The organism is Novosphingobium olei (genome assembly GCF_012927405.1).
In the GTDB taxonomy this organism is placed as follows: Bacteria; Pseudomonadota; Alphaproteobacteria; order Sphingomonadales; family Sphingomonadaceae; genus Novosphingobium; species Novosphingobium olei.
Genome location: NZ_JABBGM010000002.1, coordinates 74,978 through 93,851, shown reverse-complemented (window position 1 = coordinate 93,851; position 18,874 = coordinate 74,978). Strand labels below are relative to the sequence as shown.

The following is an 18,874-nucleotide window of genomic DNA, read 5'->3' as shown; positions in this document are numbered from 1 at the left end:
AGCCGCCCGCCCTCAGGCGAGGCGCGTCTTCGCCCCGAACCGGCCATACTTGCGATAGCGCACGGCCCAGCGGTCAAGGAACAGCTCGAGCGGGCGCGGATGGACGCCCAGTTCCTTCAGGCCCGGCAGCGTGCCGCTGGCGACGTTGCCTTGGGCGAGCAGCTTCCACTGGTCGCGGCTGAGCGGCGCGCCCGGCAGCCAGCCGGTGAACGTGGCGATCGCCGACGAAATGCTGTCCGGCAGATCCAGGAACACGCGGCCGCGATGCTCGGCCTTGGCGATGCGGCGGTTGAGGTCAGCCATGGTGATCTGCTCGGGACCGGCAATCTCGTACGTCTTGCCGGCGTGGGCCGCAGGCGCGGCCAGCACGTTGCCCACCGCTTCGGCCACGTCGTCGACGAACACCGGCTGGAACTTCGCCGCAGGTCCGAACACCGGCAGCACCGGGAAGGCCGCGATCAGTCCTGCAAACATGTTGATGAACTTGTCGTCCTCGCCGAACATCACCGACGGGCGCAGCACGGTCACGCCGGGGAACGCCTCCTGCAACGCTTCCTCGCCCTGCGCCTTGGTGCGGGCATAGGCCACGTCGCTTTCGGCATCCGCGCCGATGGCGGAGATGTGGACCAGCGCCTGCACGCCCTTGGCGGCGGCGATCTCGCCCAGCCGGCGCAGGCCCTTGCCCTGCACCGCGTCGAGGTTGCCGGCAAACGCGCCGACCAGGTTCACCACCGAATCCACGCCGGTCAGCGCCACGTCCAGCGTGTGCGGCTTGGCGATGTCCACCGCCACCTGCTGCACCTGGCCCAGCGTGCCCAGCGGCTTGACGCGGAACGCGCGCTCGGGATGGCGGCTGCAGACCCGCAGCCGCGCGCCGCGCGCCAGCAGTTCCTGCGCCAGATGCGTGCCGAAGAAGCCGCTGCCGCCGATCAGCGCCACCAGCCGTCCTTCGAGATCGCGCGTCCTGCCCTTGCTCATATGCCCTGTTCCGCCCGCAATTGGTGTGAACGTGAATGCCTTGCCCTGCGGGGACTCCGGATGGGCCCCACAAGTTCCGGCTGCCGCCTTTGGCACAGAGAGCCATGCCCGTTCAATGCCGAAGAAAAAGAGTCGGCTGCTTTCGACAAACCCTTGTTGACACCCTGCCAGACCCGCTCTAGAGGCGCGCTCCTACCCGGCGAAACGGCGCTTTGCCCTTCGCCTCCGTGCCCAGATGGCGGAATTGGTAGACGCACCGTCTTCAGGTGGCGGCGCTGGAAACGGCGTGGAGGTTCGAGTCCTCTTCTGGCACCATTTCTTCTTCAAATCAGCGAGTTACCCGCATTTGAGGCAGCCTTCGGGCGGCCTTGCGGTTGACGTTCCGGCGCGCTCGTTTCATCTGCAACCGGCGCGTCCAGCCACGCGCGGGGAGTTTGCATCTTGCGCCACGGTCTCGTTCTCGCCCTCGCCTTCGCGGCCACGCCTGCCTTTGCCCAGAATCAGGCCATGGACCATGGCGCGATGGATCATGGGGCCATGGACCACGGGGCCATGAACCATGGGGCAATGCCGGGCATGGACATGGCCACCCCTGCAGCGCCTGCGGAGCAGACGGACCACGCCGCCATGGACCATGCCAGCATGGACCACATGGACATGGGCGGCATGGTCGGCGCGCTGGGCGGCTATTCGATGATGCGTGATGCGTCGGGCACCAGCTGGCAGCCGGATTCGGCGCCGATGATGGCGATCATGGGCCGCCTCGGCGGCTGGGCGACGATGGTTCACGGCAACCTCACCGTCGTGCAGGACTGGCAGGGCGGCCCGCGCGGCGATGACAAGGCGTTTGCCGCCTCGATGCTGATGGGCATGGCGCAGCACCCGCTGGGCGGCGGCACGCTGACGTTGCGCGCGATGGGCAGCCTCGATCCGCTGATGGGCAAGCGCGGCTACCCGCTGCTGCTCGCCACGGGGGAGACCGCCGACGGCCGCACCGAACTGGTCGATCGCCAGCACCCGCACGATGCCTTCATGGAACTGGCCGCATCCTACAGCCACCCGTTGGGCGATCGGGTGTCGGGCTTCGTCTATTTCGGCCTGCCGGGCGAACCGGCGCTGGGCCCCACCACCTTCATGCACCGCTTTTCGGGCATGGCGAACCCGGAAGCGCCGATCTCGCACCACTGGCTCGATTCCACCCACGTCACCTTCGGCGTCGCCACTGCCGGGATCGTCGCCGGCAACGTCAAGCTCGAAGGCTCGCTGTTCACCGGGCGCGAGCCCGACCAGAACCGCTGGGACATCGAACGCCCGCGCTTCGACAGCTGGTCGGCGCGCGCCAGCTGGAACCCCACGGCCAACCTTTCGCTGCAGGTCAGCCACGGTTTCCTCAAGAGCCCCGAGGGCCTCCACCCGGACGAGGACGTGCACCGCACCACCGCGTCGGCCACCTGGAACCTGCCGCTGGGCCAGCGGCGCAACCTGCAGACGACACTCGCCTGGGGCCGCAACGCGCCGACCGGCGGCGATCACCACGCTCATGCGACCAATGCCTTCCTGCTCGAAAGCGCGCTGCAGTGGGGCCGCTGGACCGTGTTCGGACGCGGCGAGAACGGCGACAAGGGCGAGCTGTTCGATTCCGGCCCGCTCGAAGGCCGCGTGTTCAATGTCTCGAAGCTCAGCCTCGGTGGCTATCATTCGGTGCCGATCGGCAAGGTCGCGCTCGATTTCGGCGGCCTGGTCAGCGCGATCGGCCTGCCCGCCACGCTCAAGCCGGTCTATGGCGGCGAGCCGATCAGCGGGATGATCTTCACCCGCCTGCGCATCACCGGCTGACCGGCGCCCGCCTCAGGCCGCCTCGGCGATGCGGTAGCCGAAGCCGCGCACGTTCTCGATCTGCGCGCCGCATCCGCTCAGCTTGCGGCGCAGGCGGCTGATGTAGACCTCGACGATGTTGGTCAGCGGATCGTCGTCCATCGTCCACACCGAGCGCAGGATCTCGTGGCGCGAGAACACCTTGCCGGGCGACAGCACCAGCAGCGTCAGCAGGTCCAGCTCCTTGGCCGTCAGCGTGAACGGCTTGCCGTCGACGGTCGCCTGCTTGCGCACGTGGTCGATGGTGATCGTCCCGAACGACACCGGCCCGGTCGCCGCGGCGAGCGGACTGCCGCCGGTCGCTTCGGACGGCTGGGCGCGGCGCAGCACCGCCTCGATCCGCGCGAGCAGTTCCTCGAAGGCGAATGGCTTGACGATGTAGTCGTCCGCCCCGGCGCGCAGGCCCGCGACGCGGTCCTTCACCTCGTCGAGCGCGGTGACCATGATCACCGGCACCTCGATCCCGCGTTCGCGCAGCGTCTCGGCCACGTCGAACCCGCTCATGTCGGGCAGCATCAGGTCGAGCAGGACGAAGTCGAACGTCTCGCGGGCGGCAAGGTCGAGCGCCGCCGCGCCCGTGCCGACGTGGCTCGCGCGGTAGCCTTCGGCTTCCAGCCCGCGCGCAAGCGTATCGGCCAGCTTCACTTCGTCCTCGACTATCAGCAACCGCATTCGCCGTTCCCCTCCTTGCTCTCGTCGCCCAGCGTCGCCGCCGCGGCCAGCGCGCCCGTCGTTCCCGCAGGGCCGCCATCGCGCGCAGGCAGCGCGCCCTCGCACGGCAGGCGCAGCGTCACCGTCACGCCAGAGCCGGTTTCCGAAGCAATGGCAATGGTGCCATCGTGCGCTTCCATGATCGTTGCCGCGATGGTCAGGCCAAGCCCGTGCCCGTCCTCGCTGCGCCGGCGCGGCCATTCACTGCGGTCGAGCAGGTTGGGCAGCAGGCCCGGATCGATGCCCTCGCCGCAATCGGAGATGCGCACCACGGCAAAGCCCGCCTCCAGCCGCAGCTGCACGCACACGCACAGCGCGTCGCCGCCATGGGTGACGGCATTGTCCAGCACGATGCGCAGCACCTGCTGGATGCGCAGCGGGTCGACCCGCACCGGCAGCGGCGTGCCAAGGCCGGCAAGCGTGATGCTGCCGCCGTCGGCCTCGATCACCGGGCGGAACTCGGCGAGCGCGCGGCTGACAAGATCGCCCATGTCGACGCTCTCGCGCTCGTAGGACAGCACCGGGGCATCGGCGCGCGCCACGCGCAGCATGTCCTCGATCAGGCGGCCGAGCGTGCCCGCCGTGCGCACTACGCGGTCAAGACTGCCGCGAAGCCCGGCGATGGTCGGGCGCGCCTCGCGCAGCGCCACTTCGGCATCGGCGCGCAGCACCGCCACCGGCGTGCGCAGTTCATGCCCTGCGGTGGCGATGAACCCGCGCCGGCGATCGTCCATCTCGCGCAGCGATGCGTTGGCGGCCAGCAGGTCGGCGGTGCGGGCGCGCACTTCGTCCTCCAGCCGGCGATTGACGGATTCGAGCCGCGCCTGCGCCCGACCGATCTCGGCGGCCATGGCGTTGAACGACCGGTTGAGCGCGCGGAATTCGCGCGGGCCCTTGTCGGGCAGGTACACGCCGAAGTCCTGCCGCGCCACGCGGTGGGTCGAACTCAGCAGCCGCTGCAACGGTTCGACGATGTTGCCGCGCGCCCACACCGCCACGCTCACCGCCGCGATCACCAGCACCAGCGACGTCGCGAAGAAGGCGATCTGCGTCTGCTCCAGCGCGACCACCGCGCGCATCTGCGCCGCGCGCACTTCGGCTTCCTCGCCCTGCACGCCATAGCGGATCTGGCGCCACCATTCGTCCTCGTAGAAGCCGGTCAGCACTTGCGGCGCCATCGCGCGCAGCATCGCCGTGCGCTGGCGCTGCTCCTTCTCCTCCTCGTTCATTTCCGCCGTGCGCTCGGGCGTGAACGCCCCCTTGCGGATCACCGCCAGCTCCGCGCTCGTCGCGCGGTCGATGCGGGCGATCTGGGCCTGCATCCGGTCGACCACCATCCGCCGCGTAGCCTCGTCCTTTACCCGCCCGCTGCGCACTTCGGCCAGCGCCCAGTCGGCCAGCGTTCCGATCTCGAGGTATTCGCGCAGGGCCGATGCGGAATAGCCCGCGCGCTCGCTTTCCTGGCGCACGGTCACCAGCGAGCGTTCGGCAAGCACGCCGGGCACGAACACCAGCACGCTCACGGCCAGCGCGATCAGCGCCATGCGCAGGGGCAGGCTCGATGAATTCGGGCTGATCGTCATGCGTCCGCCTTGCGCCCTCCTGCGCCGATGCGACCTGTTTGCAGGCGCGATGGCACGGATTGCAGCGCCACACGACCGCGTAAGGGCATACACATACAGGTTTTTCGCAAGAATTGTACAGACAGCGTACCGAATCCCTTCGTTCCGCTTGCCTCTGCGCGGCTTGGCGGCAATATTGCGGCCGCGAAGAACGCCCGCATGACGTAAGGTTTCGGATGACGCCACACCGGCACAGCATGATCCCGCCCGTCGCCCGCAACGCTCTTTCGCACCGTCGGGCGGCCCTGCCCGCCGGGCGCACCACGCGATGGTTTCCCTCAAGCATCCGGAACGTTCCATGATCCAGCCCAAGTCTCTCGTCCTTGCCCTTGCCGCGGTCAGCGCGCTTGCCGGCGGCGTCGCCTCGGTCTCCGCGCTCACGCCGCAGCAGACCGTCAGCCTGCGCCACGCCAACTATGAAAAGATGGGCAAGGCGATGAAGGCCATCGGTGGCGAACTGAAGTCGGGCGCGCCGAACAAGGGCGTGGTGCTCGCCAATGCCAAGGTCATCGCCGCGGTCGCGCCGCAGCAGGGCAAGCTGTTCCCCGCCGGCACGGGTCCGTCCTCGGGCCTCAAGACCGACGCCCTGCCCGCGATCTGGACCGACCGCGCCACGTTCGATGGCCTCAACGCCCGCCTCGTCACCGAAGCCAACAAGTTCGTGGCCGCTGCCGGAACCGGCGACGCTGCGGCGATCGGCGGCCAGATGAAGGCGCTGGGCGGCGTTTGCGGCGAATGCCACCGCAAGTTCCGCAAGGAAGACTGATCCAGCGATGAGCGCGACGGACGCAACTCAGCCGCCAGCCGGCAAGGTGCCCTTGTGGGACCTGCCGACGCGTGTGTTTCACTGGGCGCTCGTCGCGCTCGTCGCCTTTTCGTGGTGGAGTGGCGAAAACCACGACATGGATCGGCACCGCCTGTCGGGATACACCATCCTCGGCCTGCTGGTGTTCCGCCTGTTCTGGGGCTTCTTCGGCAGCCGCACCGCGCGCTTCTCGCAGTTCCTGCGCTCGCCGGGCGCCGTCGCCACCTATGCCCGCGGCCTGTTCGCGCGCCGCCACACGCCCAGCTTCGGCCACAACCCGATGGGCGGCTGGAGCGTCGCGGCGCTGCTCGTCACGCTGTTCACGATGGTCGGCGCCGGGCTGTTCGCGGTTGACGTCGATGGCCTCGAATCCGGCCCGCTGTCCGATTACGTCAGCTTCGAGGCCGGTCGCCAGGCCGCCGAAATCCACGAGGCGACCTTCACCGTCCTGCTGGCGCTGATCGCGCTGCACGTGCTCGCGATCCTCTACTACCGCTTCGTGCTCAAGACCAACCTGATCACCCCGATGGTCACCGGCAAGGCCGTGCCCGGCGAAGGCGCAAAGATCGAACCCGTCCGCGCCCACCCCCTCGCGGCCCTGATCGGCATCATCATCGCCGCCGCCGTAGCCTGGGCGATCTCACGCGGCCTGAGATTCTGAATTACCGAATAAAGACAGACGCTTATCACCCCCTCATGGTGGTGGAGGTGTGCGAGCGCGGCGCGCGGCCCAAAGAAAAGAACAGTCCTTCGACAAGCTCAGGACGGACGGGGTGTGGGAGCGCACAAAACGTCATCCCAGCGATGGCTGGGATCGCTGGCCAGCAAGCGCCTCCCAACCGTTCCGCAAACCGCCAGCGATGCCAGCCTACGCTGGCATGACGGTTGAGGAACGAACACCCCCTACCCCACACCGCCTGCCCTGAGCCTGTCGAAGGGCTGCCCTTGTCCTTCAAGCGCAACAGCGAGATCGAACGCAACACCGCCCCACAGCGCAACGAACGCGCCGGAAGACGTCCCGGGAGCGCGAGGGGGTGACCCCCTCGCATCTGTCCTTTTCTTTGGCCTTCCCACCCCAACCTTGACAAAACGTACCATATAGGTTATACACCCGCCCACGGACCGGGAGCGGCATGGCCGGCTTGCTCTTCGCTCCTTCGGGCCAATCTCCACGCTGGGAAAGGCCCGACGCGACCGGCGCGGGTCGGCGCTGCGGGAGCCGCATTCCTTTCGGGGGATACGGCAGCGAGGGCGTTAAGCCCCAAGTCCCTCAGGGCAACCCAACGCCACTGCAACGGACGGGCGGATGTGGTGCGGTGGTTCAACCGCGTGTATGCGCCTCCCTGAAGTCACAGTGCCCCATGACCTGCCAAGATGGCCCTAGCGCCGATCGAGGCCGTCCGGGCTGATCCTTCAGGGACTTATCGCTACGGACCGGGCCGCCTTGCGAGCCGCCGCCCGGGTTTCGAGCCCCCGTCCGAATTCAGGCTGAGCCGATCCGGGATAGCCAACGCCCCGCCGGCCACTCGCCACAGCGTTCCTCTTGCCCTCCCACGCGCAAGCGCCATGCATGGCGCCCGCGCCGGTCGCGCAGGTCCGTATACTTCCCAACGGCGTTATCGTCCGGGCTCGCCGCCGGATAAGGCGGCGTGCCCGCCGCCCGGTCACTCCTTCGCGACGTAATGATCCGCCAGGTCGCCCGGCAGGAAGCCGTGCGTCTGCGAAGCCGGGTCGAGCGGCAGCATCGTCGCGTCCCACGCCTTCCACTCGTTCACCAGCGCGCGATAGACCTCGGGCTCCCGGTCCTTCAGGTTGGCGCGCTCCTGCGGATCGGCCTCGACATCGAACAGGAAGGTATTGTCGTTGATCTTCAGGTACTTGTACCGCCCGCGCCGCGCCGCCTGCTGCGCGTGGTTCTTGTAGCGCCAGAACAGCGTGCGTTCGGGCAGGGTGCCGCCGGTCAGCGCCGCGCGGATGTCGATGCCATCGCTCGGCACGCCGGGCGCGGGCGCGGTACCGGCAGCCGCCAGGAAGGTCGGCAGCCAGTCCATCGTGATGATCTGCTGCGCGCTCGTCGCACCGGGCCTTGCCACGCCCGGCCAGCGCACGATCGCGGGAATGCGCAAGCCGCCTTCGAGCAGTTCGGTCTTGCGCCCGGTGAAGGGGTAGGTGTCGGCAAAGCGTTCGCCGCCGTTGTCGCTGGTGAACACCACGATGGTGTTGTCGGCCTGGCCCGTGGCATCGAGCGCGGCCAGCACGCGGCCGATCTGTTCGTCCATCCGCCGCACCATCGCGGCATAGGTCGCCAGCGAACCGCCATCGAAGTCGAACAGCGCCTGCGGGTCCTTCTTCGCGGCGATGCGCGCGGATTCGGCCTCGTCGCCCGGCGCTTCCCACGGCCAGTGCGGCGCGGTGAAATGCAGGCTGAGGAACCAGGGCTTGCCCTCCTTCGCGCCCGCCCGCACCTCGGCCACCGCGCGATCGCCCAGCAGGTCGGTCATGTAGCCCGCCTGGTCGAGCGGAGTGCCGCCGTCCCAAAGGTCGGGCGTGCCCGCGTTTGTTGCGTGGGTGTAGTAATCCACCCCGCCGCCGCGCAGGCCATAGAAGTGCTGGTACCCGCTTTTCAGCGGATCGAAATCGGGCAGGCTGCCCAGGTGCCACTTGCCCACCAGCGACGTGCGATAGCCTGCCTTGGCCAGCAGCGACGGCAGCGTCGGATGGCTGGGCGGCAGGCCGATGTTCTGGCGGTTGGCGAGCGGCTCCTCCAGCCCGATCGGCAGTCGGTACTGGTACCGCCCGGTGATCAGCGCCACCCGCGTCGCGGTGCACACCGCGCTGTTGGCATAGGCCTGGGTAAAGCGGATGCCCTGCGCCGCCAGCGCATCGAGCACCGGGGTATGGTAATCGCGCCGGCCATAGCACGACAGGTCGGCATAACCGAGGTCGTCGGCCATGATGTACAGCACGTTGGGCCGCCGCGCGGGCGGGCTTGCGGCCGAAGCGGCGGGCGAAAGCGCGAGCGAGGTTGCGGCAGCGGCGGCCCCGGCCAGCGCGGCACGGCGGGTCACCCCGCGCGAAGCGGCGATATCGGTCATGTCCGTAATCCCTGAAAGCAAGCCGCCCGCGCGTGGTCGCGTGGGGCGCGTCGGGACGGACTGATATCCGCTCTCGCGATTTTGTCTATCGTTTAAATAGACTTTCCGCCGCTACCGGCGCCTGCGCGGCTCAGCGCTCGACGACGTCCTTGTCCATCGGCGCCAGCTTGGCGAGCAGGCGGTTCTGCGCGGCGAAGGGCACCTTGCTCTCGCGCATCGCGCGCTGCAGGTTTTCGACCAGCGCGTTCATGTTGCCGCGCGTCACGCCCAGCCCCTTGTGCGAACTCTTCATGTCGCGCCCGGAATAGGTGCAGCCGGCATCGAGCAGGTAGCAGAACTGTTCGAACAGCGTGCGGCGCAGGCGGATCATGTCGTGGTTCTTGAAGATGTCGGCAATGCGCGGATCGGCGATGTTGAGATCGACGAAGCGGCCCACGATGCGGCGGATGCCCGCCTGCCCGCCGAACGCCTCGGCCATGCGCGCGCCGGCAAAGGGGGTGGCCCCGGAATTGGCAGGGGCCTGGGTATAGGGATCGACCGGAAGTTCGCCGGTCACGGGATCGGGCACCTTCTTGGCGACCCCGAATTCCTTGGCCCAGTCGACCGCGCCGGGCTCTTCCTGCGCGGCGGATTCGGGCGGCGGCGCAGCGGGTTCGGAAGTGGCAGGATCGGCGGCAACGAGAGCGAGAGCGAGAAGCACAGACACGGGCAAGTCCTTCAGAATGCCAGCTGGAGCGAGACGAGCGCGCCGCGCTGCCCATCGAAGGTCGCCACCGAGCCGACATCGACATAGGCGGCGGTCACCGTGGCGTGGCGATCGAACGCCCAGGCCACGAACAGGTCGTGCGCATCGTCCTCGCGCGCGATGCCCAGGTTGTCGGGCCGCGTGCGCACTTCCCCGCCGACGACGAGGCGCGAGGTGAGCATGTAGGCGAGCGAGCCTTCGAACTGCAGCGTGCGCGCACTGCCCTTGGGCCCGCCGAAGCCGAGCAGGCCGAACTGGTTGGCACTGGTCCACCGCGCGGTTGCGTTGACCAGCACGCTTTTCGACAGGATCAGCTTGGTCGCGCTGGCGCTGAAGTCGGTGCCGCTGGCGGATTTCGCGCCCACCGCGCGGACGATCGCGCCGTCGAGGCTGCGCTTGTGCTGCACCCCGATGCTGATCTGCGGCAGCCACGGCGATCCGTAGACGGTATCGCCGATAAGGCGCAGCTTGGCGCCGAAGATGTCCTGATTGAAGCGGAAGCCCTCGCCCAGCCCCAGCGCCGCGCCCACCTTGCGCGTGTCGAAGTTCTGCCGGGCATAGGACAGCTCTACGCGGTCACGGATGCCCACCGCAACGCCGTGGCTTTCCCAGCCATAGTCGGGCAGCGCGATGCCGGTGACATGGGCGGACAGACCGATGCCGCGATCGGTTTCCATCCCCGCGATGGTTGACCAGCTGGCCAACCCGCCCCCGCTCGCCCCTTCGATCGAGGCAATGCCGTTGGTCAGGATCAGCTTGTCGCCATCGAGCAGCGGGTCGGCCTGGGCGGGCGTGGCGCCAGCCAGCAGCGCGGCGGCGACGGCAGCGCCGGCGACGGCCAGGCGGCGGCGGGTCCGGGCGGATGCGCCGGATGAAGGGTTGAGCATGAAAGGGGTCACGAAGATCGCACCGAATTCGAAAGAGTTCGGATGGAATTAACCAGAATTTCTTAGGAATTTCTAAAGCATGCATCCGGATCGGTTTCGAGTTTCTTAGGAGTTTTCGGTCAATCGAAGCGCCATGCGCCCCTCGTCCAATATCCGATTCGTCCGCACCGCCCCCCGTCGCTGCGCCCTTATCGGCATGCTGCTTGCCGCACCGCTGCTGGCCTCGGCCGCCCCGCTCGCGACGCTGCCGGTGCAGGTGGTGGACCAGGCCGGAATGCCGCTGCGCGATGCGGTGATCGAGATCAGGCCCCCCGCCGGCGACACCCGCCGCCCGTCCTTCCCGTGGCGCAACGCGATGGCGCAGAAGAACCAGACCTTCGTTCCCGGCACGCTGATCGTGCCGCAGGGCGCGGTGGTCGCCTTCCCCAACTTCGACACCGTGCGCCACTCGATCTACAGCTTTTCGAAGCCCGGCCCGTTCCGCATCGACCTGTACGGGCAGGACCAGACGCGCACGCAGCAGTTCCGCATCGCCGGCACGATCGCGCTTGGCTGCAACATCCACGACAAGATGCGCGGCTATATCCGAGTGACCGACACGCCCTATGCCGCGCGCAGCGATCTCAACGGCCTTGCCAGCATCGATGGCCTGGCCCACGGCAGCTACGACATCGTCGTGTGGCACCCGCGCATCCGCGGGGCAAACGGCGAATGGCGCGGCAAGCTGGTGCTCGATCCGGGCAAGCGCGCCCGCATTGCCGTGGCGGTGCGGCCGGACAACGGCGCGTGAACCGGCGGGCGGGCTCGCCGCTAGACAGGCTGGTCCGCGCGGTGCGCGGCTTCGTCGCCTTGCGCGTGCGCACGCTCGGCAGCCGCATCGCCCTGCTCTATGTCGCCCTGCTCGCGGTGGTGATGGCGGTGACCATCGCCGTCGCCAGTTCCGGAATCGCCCGCTTCGCGCGGGAAACCGCCGAGCGCGACCTTGCCGCCAATGCCCGCGTGTTCGACCAGATCATCGCCACCCGGCAGAAGCAGCTGGCGGATTCAGGCGAAGTCGTCGCGCATGACTTCGGCTTCCGCGAAGCCTTCGCCACCGGCGATGCGCCCACGCTCGTTTCCGCGCTGCAGAGCCTGCGCGATCGCGCCGGGGCGAGCGAGGCGGCGATTGTCCAGCTCGACGGCAGCGTGATCGCGTCCGGCCCGGGGCACCCGATCAACGGCGCCGCGCTGCTCAACCGGCTTGAAAACGGGGCCGATCGCGGCGTCATCCGCCTTGGCCGCGCGCAGGCGCTCGCCGCTGCCGTGCCGATCGAGATGCCTGACCTTGCCGGATGGCTGGTGCTCGCCAAGACGCTGGGACCGGCCGACATGGCGCAGCTTGCGCGGCTTTCGGCCGTCCCGGTCGAAGCGCGCGTGGTCGATCGGGCGGAGCTCGGCAACGGGCTCGGCGCCGTCGCGCTCGGCCGCATCGCCGAAGTCGAAGGCAGTCGCGGCGGCAAGCTCGTGCGCGTGTCTGCGGTCGCCAGCCTGCAGGACGGCAGCGCGCCGCGCCTTGTCCTTGCCCATTCGCTCGAAGCGGCCATGGCCCGCTACACCATGCTGCGCATCGTGCTGGCGCTGATCGGCATGATCGGCCTGATCGCCGGCGCCATCGCCGCGATCCGCCTGTCGCGCGGGATCGCCCGCCCCTTGCGCTCGCTGGCGGACGCCGCGCGCGCCTATGGCGAAGGCGCGGTGTCCAAGGTCCGGGTCGAAGGCGCAGCCGAAGTGCGCTCGCTCGCGCTCAGCTTCAACAGCATGGTCGATGCGGTGGAAGAGCGCGAACAGCAGATCATGCACGCCTCGCTCCACGACGTGCTGACCGGCCTGCCCAACCGCCGCTTCTTCATCGAAAAGCTGGACCGCGCGGTCGCGCGCCAGAACGCCCAGCACCGCACGCTCGTCGCCTTCATCGACATCGACGATTTCAAGGCGATCAACGATGCGATGGGCCACCCGGTGGGCGATGAACTGCTGCGCACCGTTGCGCTGGCGCTGCAGGACCGCTTCCCCGATGCGATGGTCGCCCGCTTCGGCGGTGACGAATTCGGCCTGCTGCTGCCCGGACTCGATCCCGCGAGCGACTGCACCGCGCTGGCCCGCGTGCTCGAAACCGGGCTCAATCGCGAAATGGTGATCGACGGGCGCAGCATCTTGGTTTCGGCCAGCGTCGGCATTGCCATCGGCCCGCAGGATGCCGACACCGCCGATGCGCTGCTCAAGTGCGCCGACCTTGCGCTCTATCGCGCCAAGAGCGACGGCAAGGGCGCCTACCACTTCTTCGAGCCCGAGCTCGATGCCGAAGCGAGCCGCCGCCGCCGGATGGAGATCGACTTGCGCCACGCGATCCGCGATGGCGACTTCGAGCTCTATTTCCAGCCGCTGTTCTCGATCTCGCAGAACCGGGTGAAGGGCTTCGAAGCGCTGATGCGCTGGCCGCACAAGGAACACGGGATGGTCAGCCCTACGGTGTTCATCCCCATCGCCGAGGAATCCGGGCTGATCGTCCAGCTGGGCGAATGGGCGCTGCGCGAAGCCTGCCGGCAGGCGGCGCAATGGCCCGACGACATCTCGGTGGCGGTCAACATCTCGCCGCGCCAGCTCGTCGCCGATGGCCTTGCCACCTGCGTCACCCAGACGCTGGCGCAGACCGGCCTGCCCGCCGCCCGGCTGGAGCTTGAGATCACCGAGAGCGTGTTCATCGGCAATGTCGAAAAGACGCTCAAGATCCTCCATTCGCTGCAAGCGCTGGGCGTGCGCGTGGCGCTCGACGATTTCGGCACGGGCTATTCCTCGCTAAGCTATCTGCGCTCGTTCCCGTTCAACAAGATCAAGATCGACCAGAGCTTCGTGCGCGCGCTGGGCGAAGGGGACAGCGCCCGCGCCATCGTCCGCGCGATCACCACGCTGGCCGATGCGCTCGACATGGAAACGCTGGCCGAAGGCGTGGAAACGCAGGAATGGCTCGACACGCTGCGCAGCGAAGGGTGCGACATGATCCAGGGCTACCTGATCAGCCGCCCCGTTCCCGGCCGCGACGTTGCCCGCCTGCTCGCCGTGCAGAACGGAAGCGAAGCAAGGCGCGCAGCGGGCTGACCGTTCTCATACCAAGGTGCGCGGACCGTGGTATCAGGCCGCTTCCAGCAGGGCGTAGCGGCGGCAATGTTCGAGATAGCCCGCCTCGTGCGAGGCGGTGAGGTCCACCACGCTGTCCCACAGCCATGACGGCGCATCCAGTTCGCTGCGCGCGCGCTGCGCCAGCGAACGGCGCCATTCGCGCCGCTCAGCCAAGTCCATCTGCCGGGCATGGGCGACGCCGACCACATAGGCGAGATAGCGCGCCGCCCGCGTCGCCTCTGCCCGCGTGAACTGGTCCACTTCCAACTTCAGGTCCTGCGGCATCAGTTCGCGCAGCACCACCGGCTTGTCCATCACGCGCGTTGCCAGCATGCGATCGCCAAGGTTGGGCGAAAGCGCGCGGGCACCGGCGACCACCCGCTCCGCCGGATCGGAAGGAATGCGCGCGGCGGCGGCGGCGGTTACCGGCGCGACAGTCGCAACCGCCTCCTTCAGGTCGATCAGCGCATAGCCGCCCGGGTCCTTCTTCGACCCGCCGATGGCAACCAGCGCGGCGTAGCGCAGCTTGCCCAGCGAACTGCAGCCCTTGCGCCAATAGGCGGCATCGATCAGCCGGACGCGATCGTCGGCATCGCGCCCTTTCAGCGCCAGGATCGCGCCGCACACTTCGGGCCGGGTGAACAGGCGTTCCAGCTCGGCGCGTTCCGCATCGGTCAGCGCCCAGAACTTCCTGCCCCGCGGCAGGCGCAGATCGACATCGCCCAGCCGTTCCTGCGCAAGGTGCCGCCAGCGCCGGCCGAGCGCCCGCCTGCGCACCGTGCGCACGACGTTGGGTTCGGGGGTTTCGTCCTCGTCGCCCAGCGACAGGGCGTGGTCATAGCCCACGACCATTGCCTCGATCATGTGCGCGGTGGTCACGCCCGGAAGGTCCGACCCGCGCGCCGCCGTTGCCAGCGACAGTCCCAGCCGGATCAGGTCATGCGCGGGGTTGCCGATCACCGTCTGGTCGAGATCGCGGATCATGACGTCGACATCGCCTTCGGTGCTGGCGACCGGGCCCAGGTTGCCCAGATGGCAATCCCCGCAGATCCACACCGCGGGCGCTTCGGGCAGGTGCGACGATGCGGGCGAACTTGCAAGCCATTCGTAGAACTTCTGCGTGTTGCCGCGCACGTAGGCATGCGTCGAGCGCGCCATCTTGAGCGCGCGAAGCCGCTCCAGCGTTGGACCACGTTCAAGAACCCGCTGCGTCATCATCCACCTTTGTTGCTGGATCGTAACAACGCGTGACACGGATTCCGGCACCGATGCCGGCGAAAATTAGCCCAACAAGGAAGCTCGGCGCACGATCAGGCTGCAGCGGGGGCCGTGGCCACGTGCCTCTGCGCTTCGGCCAGCAGCGCCTCGCCCGTCGGTTCGAGCACGCCCTGGGCGACAAGGTCGGCCAGCTCGTCGTCGGTCAGGCCGAGCCAGTCGCGCATGGCCTCGAGCGTCTGCTCGCCGGCAAGCGGCGCCGCCACGTTCGGCGGGGGCGGCACGTCGTTGCCGTGGACCACGAAGCTTTCGCCCATGACCTTTTCCACCAGCCAGGGATGATCCTCGACGCGGAAGAAACCGCGTTCGCGATACCAGCGATGTTCGGGCAGCTCGGCCAGCCGCAGCATCGGCGCCGAAGGCACGCCCGCGCCCTGCAGGACCGCCACGGCATCGTCGCGGGTATGGCCGGCGAGCCACTGTTCCAGCGCGGCGCGGATGGCATCGCGCGCGGCGTGGCGCTTGTCTGGCGTATCGAGCGCGGCGGCATCGGGATAGCCGATGAGCGCGGCCAGCGCCTGCCAGTCGGCCGTGCTGCGCACGGTGACCGCGATCCAGTCATCATCGCCCTTGACGCGATAGGCGCCCCACGGCGCCTCGCGCACCGGCGCGATCTCGCCGCTCGCGAGGTAGTCGGCAAAGTGCCAGAGCATGACTTCGGCCTGCGATACGCAACTCAGGCCCCCTGCCCCGGTGCGCAACCGGCGGATCAGCAGGGCCACCACCCCCATCGCGCAGATGCGCCCGGCGACGTGGTCGGGATAGACGGTGATCGCGTCGCTGAAGCTTACCGGATCGTCGGCATAGCGCCAGGCGAGCGTGAGCCCGGTCGCGGCGCGGACCAGCGGGCCATAGCCCATGCGCCCGCTCCACGGCCCGCTGTCGCCGAAGGCTGAGCTTTCGGACAGGACAATGCGCGGATTGGCAGCCTGCAGCACCTCGCGCCCCAGCCCCAGCTTTTCGAGCGTGCCGGGCTTGAAGTTGGAGCACACCACATCGGCCTGCCGTACCAGGTCGAGGAACAGCGCGCGGCCCCGCTCGGAGCGCAGATCGAGCCCCACGCTGCGCTTGTTGCGGTGGCCCGCCCCGAAGCTGACCGACATGCCGTGCTTGAGATAGGATTGCCGGCTGCCGTCAGGGAAGGCCTGGCTTTCGATCTTGAGCACATCGGCGCCCAGGTCGCCGAGCAGACGGCTCTGTTCCGCGCCCACCACGATCACGCCGAAATCGAGCACCTTGAGACCGGCCAGCGGCAACCCGTCCGAGGTCTTTTCCCGCACGGTACCGAAGCTTGCCGCAACCGGTTCGGCAAGCGGCCCCATGCGCGCGCCATCGACCGTGCTGGCGCCATCGACCAGTTGCCGCCCATCCGCCGCGGTCACCACGGGCTTGCGCGCCGCGGCGTGGTCGGAGGCAACGAATTCGGCCATCGAGCGCAGCCCCGCGATCGGCACGCCGTGCGCCTGGCCTTCGCGCTCGCATTCGGCGCGGGTGCGCGTGGCGAAGAAGGCGGCGAGGTACGGGATGAGATCGGGCGAGGCGTAGCGCGCGGCCATCGTATCGAATTCGGGAGCGGCGAACTGCGCAGGCTCGCCCATCCAGGCGAACATGCCGCGCCACTGCCGCTTGGCGAGCAGGCAGATGCGGACGTAGCCATCGGCGCATTCGAAGATCGGGTAGAGCTGGCCCTTGGGCGGGCGGGCGCGGTCTAGCAGGCCGACAGGCTTGCCTAGCGTGGCGCTGCCGTTGATGCCGAAGCCGGGATCGAGCGCCTGCACCGCGCCTTCCAGCACCGAGAAATCGAAATGCGCGCCCCGCCCGCTGCCCAGCGCGCGATAGAGCGCCGCGGTCAGCGCGAAGGCGGCCTGCGCCGCGGCGCAAAGCTGGGCGAGATCGCCCGGCGGCAGCAGCGGATCGCCAAGCCCGATGCCCGAGCGCGAGAGCATCGCGCTCATCGCGTGGATCACCGGGCCGGTCGCCTGCCAGTGGGACAAGCACGTGTCCGAACCGAAGGGGCTTACCGCCATCGATATGAGTTCGGGCCGCCTGCGCCGCCAATCGGCCAGCGACAGCCAGTCGGCCGCATCGACCACCACGACATGCGCGGCGGCGATGGCGGCATCCGCCTCGGCCGAACCGATCGCGCCGTCATGCAGCACCTTGCCCGCCTGCCACGGTGCATCGCGGCCTTCGTCGCCGGCGAAGCGATCTACGCGGGCGCCAAGGTCTGCGAGATGGCGGGTGATCGCGGCGAGCGGCCCGCCGACGGCATCGACGATGCGGATGCCGGCGAGCGGGCGGTCAACGGGCAGGGTCATGGGTGACAGGGCTTCCTAATCGATCGATTAAACCGCTTCATTCCACGCGGCGCGCGCGGAATCCAGCGCGATGTGCCGATCAGGGCAGGTAGCTGTCGAGAACCCCGTAATAGGTGGCGATCGAGGCTTCGAGCCCCGAATAGACGCACGTGGCGAGTGCGCCGGTGGACAGCCCCGCCTGGCTGATCTCGGCCGCGCGGAAATCCTCGTTGCCGAAGACGTTGAGGATCATCTCGTACGAGCGGGCGTAGAGCTCCTCCGCCTTGGGATTGTCGGGCTTGCTGCGGGTGAGCATGTGGTATTCGACCGTGGTGTGATCGACGCTGCGCGGCTGCAGCAGCATCACCGAGATGTACCACGGGCTGGTGATGACCACGCAGTTGGGGAACATGTTGTAGACCGTAGTGACGGTCTTGTGGACGTTTTCGCCTTCGATATCGAGGTCTTCGGGCGTGAAGTTGGCCTTGCCGGACAGCTGACGGACCGTCGGGCCGAGCAGGTCGACCACGTTGGGCACATCGGCGAACATCGGCCCTACGGTCTGCGCATGGAGGCGCTGGACGTGGTAGCCTTCGAGGAAGGGTTCGAGCACCAGCTTCCAGTTCGCGGCGATTTCGAACCGCTTGCGCCCGTAGACATGCATGCGCGGCAGATCGAGCGCTTCGAGATCGTCGGCGAGTTCGGGCACCAGCGGCGAGAAGTCCGGCTCTGCATGGCGATCGAGCATCACCCAGATGATCCCGCCGTGTTCGCGCGCGGGCAGTTCGGCCAGATTGCGAGCGGTCTTGTCCAGATTGATGAAGGTTTCGGCGCGCGCGGCGGCGAGCAGCTTGCCATCGAGCCCGAAGCTCCACGCGTGATAGGGGCAGGTCATCCGCCCGGCCTTCACCGGATCGCAGGTTTCCAGCAGCTTGGCGCCCTTGTGCTGGCACGCGTTGAGGAAGACGTGGACCTGGCCCTGCTTGTCCCGGCTGATGATCAGCGGAATGCCCAGCGCATCGTGGCCCATCGCGGTGCCCGGCTCTGCCACCAGCGCCGAAATCGCCAGCGGCACGGCGCGGGCGCGGAACAGGTGCTCCTGTTCCAGCGCGAAGCGTTCGGGCGAGGTGAAGATGGTGGCCGGCTTGGTGAATTCGATCTTCGGAACGACCGCTTCGTCATGCCGCGCGATCCGCTTCATCGCCAGGCGCTGGCCTTCGCTGAGGTCCGCGAACGTCTGGATCAGGGGCAGCGCCGGGGCGGCGGCGAGCGCAGCGGGAGCGTTCATGGACATATCCTCTTCCGTATTTCGATTCGAACGAAGGCGTATCATCGCCTAAATCTACGATCAATAGATATATGCGCCTCTGGCCGCAGCAAAGCCCTTGTCGCGGGCCTTATCTTATGGTGTTAGATTATAGGTCGGCG

Annotated in this window: 14 protein-coding genes and 1 tRNA gene; 6 read left to right on the top strand and 9 right to left on the bottom strand. The window is 68.3% G+C overall.

Annotated features, from left to right (window positions below; all coding sequences use genetic code 11):
* Positions 1-12: 12 nt before the first annotated feature.
* Positions 13-978, bottom strand: a complete 966-nt coding sequence (locus HHL27_RS04430) for a complex I NDUFA9 subunit family protein (RefSeq protein WP_169492191.1) — start codon at positions 976-978, stop codon at positions 13-15.
* Positions 979-1,207: 229 nt separating this feature from the next.
* On the opposite strand from HHL27_RS04430, the gene HHL27_RS04425 reads away from it, so the two are divergent.
* Together HHL27_RS04425 and HHL27_RS04420 are read left to right on the top strand one after the other, a co-directional pair.
* Positions 1,208-1,293 (top strand) — tRNA-Leu (locus HHL27_RS04425).
* A gap of 126 nt (positions 1,294-1,419) precedes the next feature.
* Positions 1,420-2,814: a hypothetical protein gene (locus HHL27_RS04420; protein WP_206069400.1), complete on the top strand. Its 1,395-nt coding sequence runs from the start codon at positions 1,420-1,422 to the stop codon at positions 2,812-2,814.
* Between the two features lie 12 nt (positions 2,815-2,826).
* Here the strand turns inward: HHL27_RS04420 and HHL27_RS04415 are convergent, their stop codons facing one another.
* Both HHL27_RS04415 and HHL27_RS04410 read right to left on the bottom strand, forming a co-directional pair.
* Positions 2,827-3,525, bottom strand: a complete 699-nt coding sequence (locus HHL27_RS04415) for a response regulator transcription factor (RefSeq protein ID WP_169492190.1) — start codon at positions 3,523-3,525, stop codon at positions 2,827-2,829.
* The gene (locus HHL27_RS04410) at positions 3,513-5,147 is read right to left on the bottom strand and encodes a sensor histidine kinase (RefSeq protein ID WP_169492189.1); all 1,635 of its coding nucleotides are present in this window, start codon (positions 5,145-5,147) and stop codon (positions 3,513-3,515) included. The genes HHL27_RS04415 and HHL27_RS04410 overlap by 13 nt, the downstream gene beginning before the upstream one ends.
* A gap of 337 nt (positions 5,148-5,484) precedes the next feature.
* Between HHL27_RS04410 and HHL27_RS04405 the strand changes: the two genes are divergently transcribed.
* Together HHL27_RS04405 and HHL27_RS04400 are read left to right on the top strand one after the other, a co-directional pair.
* Positions 5,485-5,952: a c-type cytochrome gene (locus HHL27_RS04405; protein ID WP_169492188.1), complete on the top strand. Its 468-nt coding sequence runs from the start codon at positions 5,485-5,487 to the stop codon at positions 5,950-5,952.
* Positions 5,953-5,959: 7 nt separating this feature from the next.
* Entirely contained in the window at positions 5,960-6,652 is a 693-nt protein-coding gene (locus HHL27_RS04400) for a cytochrome b/b6 domain-containing protein (RefSeq protein WP_206069399.1), read from the top strand.
* A 1,003-nt stretch (positions 6,653-7,655) separates the two neighbouring features.
* Here HHL27_RS04400 and HHL27_RS04395 read toward each other — a convergent pair.
* The 3 genes from HHL27_RS04395 to HHL27_RS04385 form a co-directional block, all read right to left on the bottom strand.
* Positions 7,656-9,086, bottom strand: coding sequence for a sulfatase family protein (locus HHL27_RS04395; RefSeq protein WP_169492187.1), 1,431 nt, complete (start codon positions 9,084-9,086; stop codon positions 7,656-7,658).
* A 130-nt stretch (positions 9,087-9,216) separates the two neighbouring features.
* A complete protein-coding gene (locus HHL27_RS04390) occupies positions 9,217-9,792 on the bottom strand; it encodes a group I truncated hemoglobin (RefSeq protein WP_420874028.1) in 576 nt (191 codons plus the stop codon).
* Between the two features lie 11 nt (positions 9,793-9,803).
* Positions 9,804-10,730: a DUF3034 family protein gene (locus HHL27_RS04385; protein ID WP_338114819.1), complete on the bottom strand. Its 927-nt coding sequence runs from the start codon at positions 10,728-10,730 to the stop codon at positions 9,804-9,806.
* Between the two features lie 184 nt (positions 10,731-10,914).
* On the opposite strand from HHL27_RS04385, the gene HHL27_RS04380 reads away from it, so the two are divergent.
* The gene (locus HHL27_RS04380) at positions 10,915-11,508 is read left to right on the top strand and encodes a cupredoxin domain-containing protein (protein WP_169492186.1); all 594 of its coding nucleotides are present in this window, start codon (positions 10,915-10,917) and stop codon (positions 11,506-11,508) included.
* A complete protein-coding gene (locus tag HHL27_RS04375) occupies positions 11,505-13,853 on the top strand; it encodes an EAL domain-containing protein (RefSeq protein WP_169492185.1) in 2,349 nt (782 codons plus the stop codon). Before HHL27_RS04380 ends, HHL27_RS04375 begins: the two co-directional genes overlap by 4 nt.
* A 33-nt stretch (positions 13,854-13,886) precedes the next feature.
* Here the strand turns inward: HHL27_RS04375 and HHL27_RS04370 are convergent, their stop codons facing one another.
* The 3 genes from HHL27_RS04370 to HHL27_RS04360 form a co-directional block, all read right to left on the bottom strand.
* Positions 13,887-15,089 carry a DUF2252 family protein gene (locus tag HHL27_RS04370; protein ID WP_240959378.1) on the bottom strand — a complete coding sequence of 401 codons (1,203 nt, stop codon included), beginning with the start codon at positions 15,087-15,089 and terminating at the stop codon, positions 13,887-13,889.
* Positions 15,090-15,184: 95 nt separating this feature from the next.
* Positions 15,185-17,467, bottom strand: coding sequence for a CaiB/BaiF CoA-transferase family protein (locus HHL27_RS04365; protein WP_169492183.1), 2,283 nt, complete (start codon positions 17,465-17,467; stop codon positions 15,185-15,187).
* Between the two features lie 79 nt (positions 17,468-17,546).
* Positions 17,547-18,734: an aromatic ring-hydroxylating oxygenase subunit alpha gene (locus HHL27_RS04360; RefSeq protein ID WP_169492182.1), complete on the bottom strand. Its 1,188-nt coding sequence runs from the start codon at positions 18,732-18,734 to the stop codon at positions 17,547-17,549.
* Positions 18,735-18,874 lie beyond the last annotated feature (140 nt).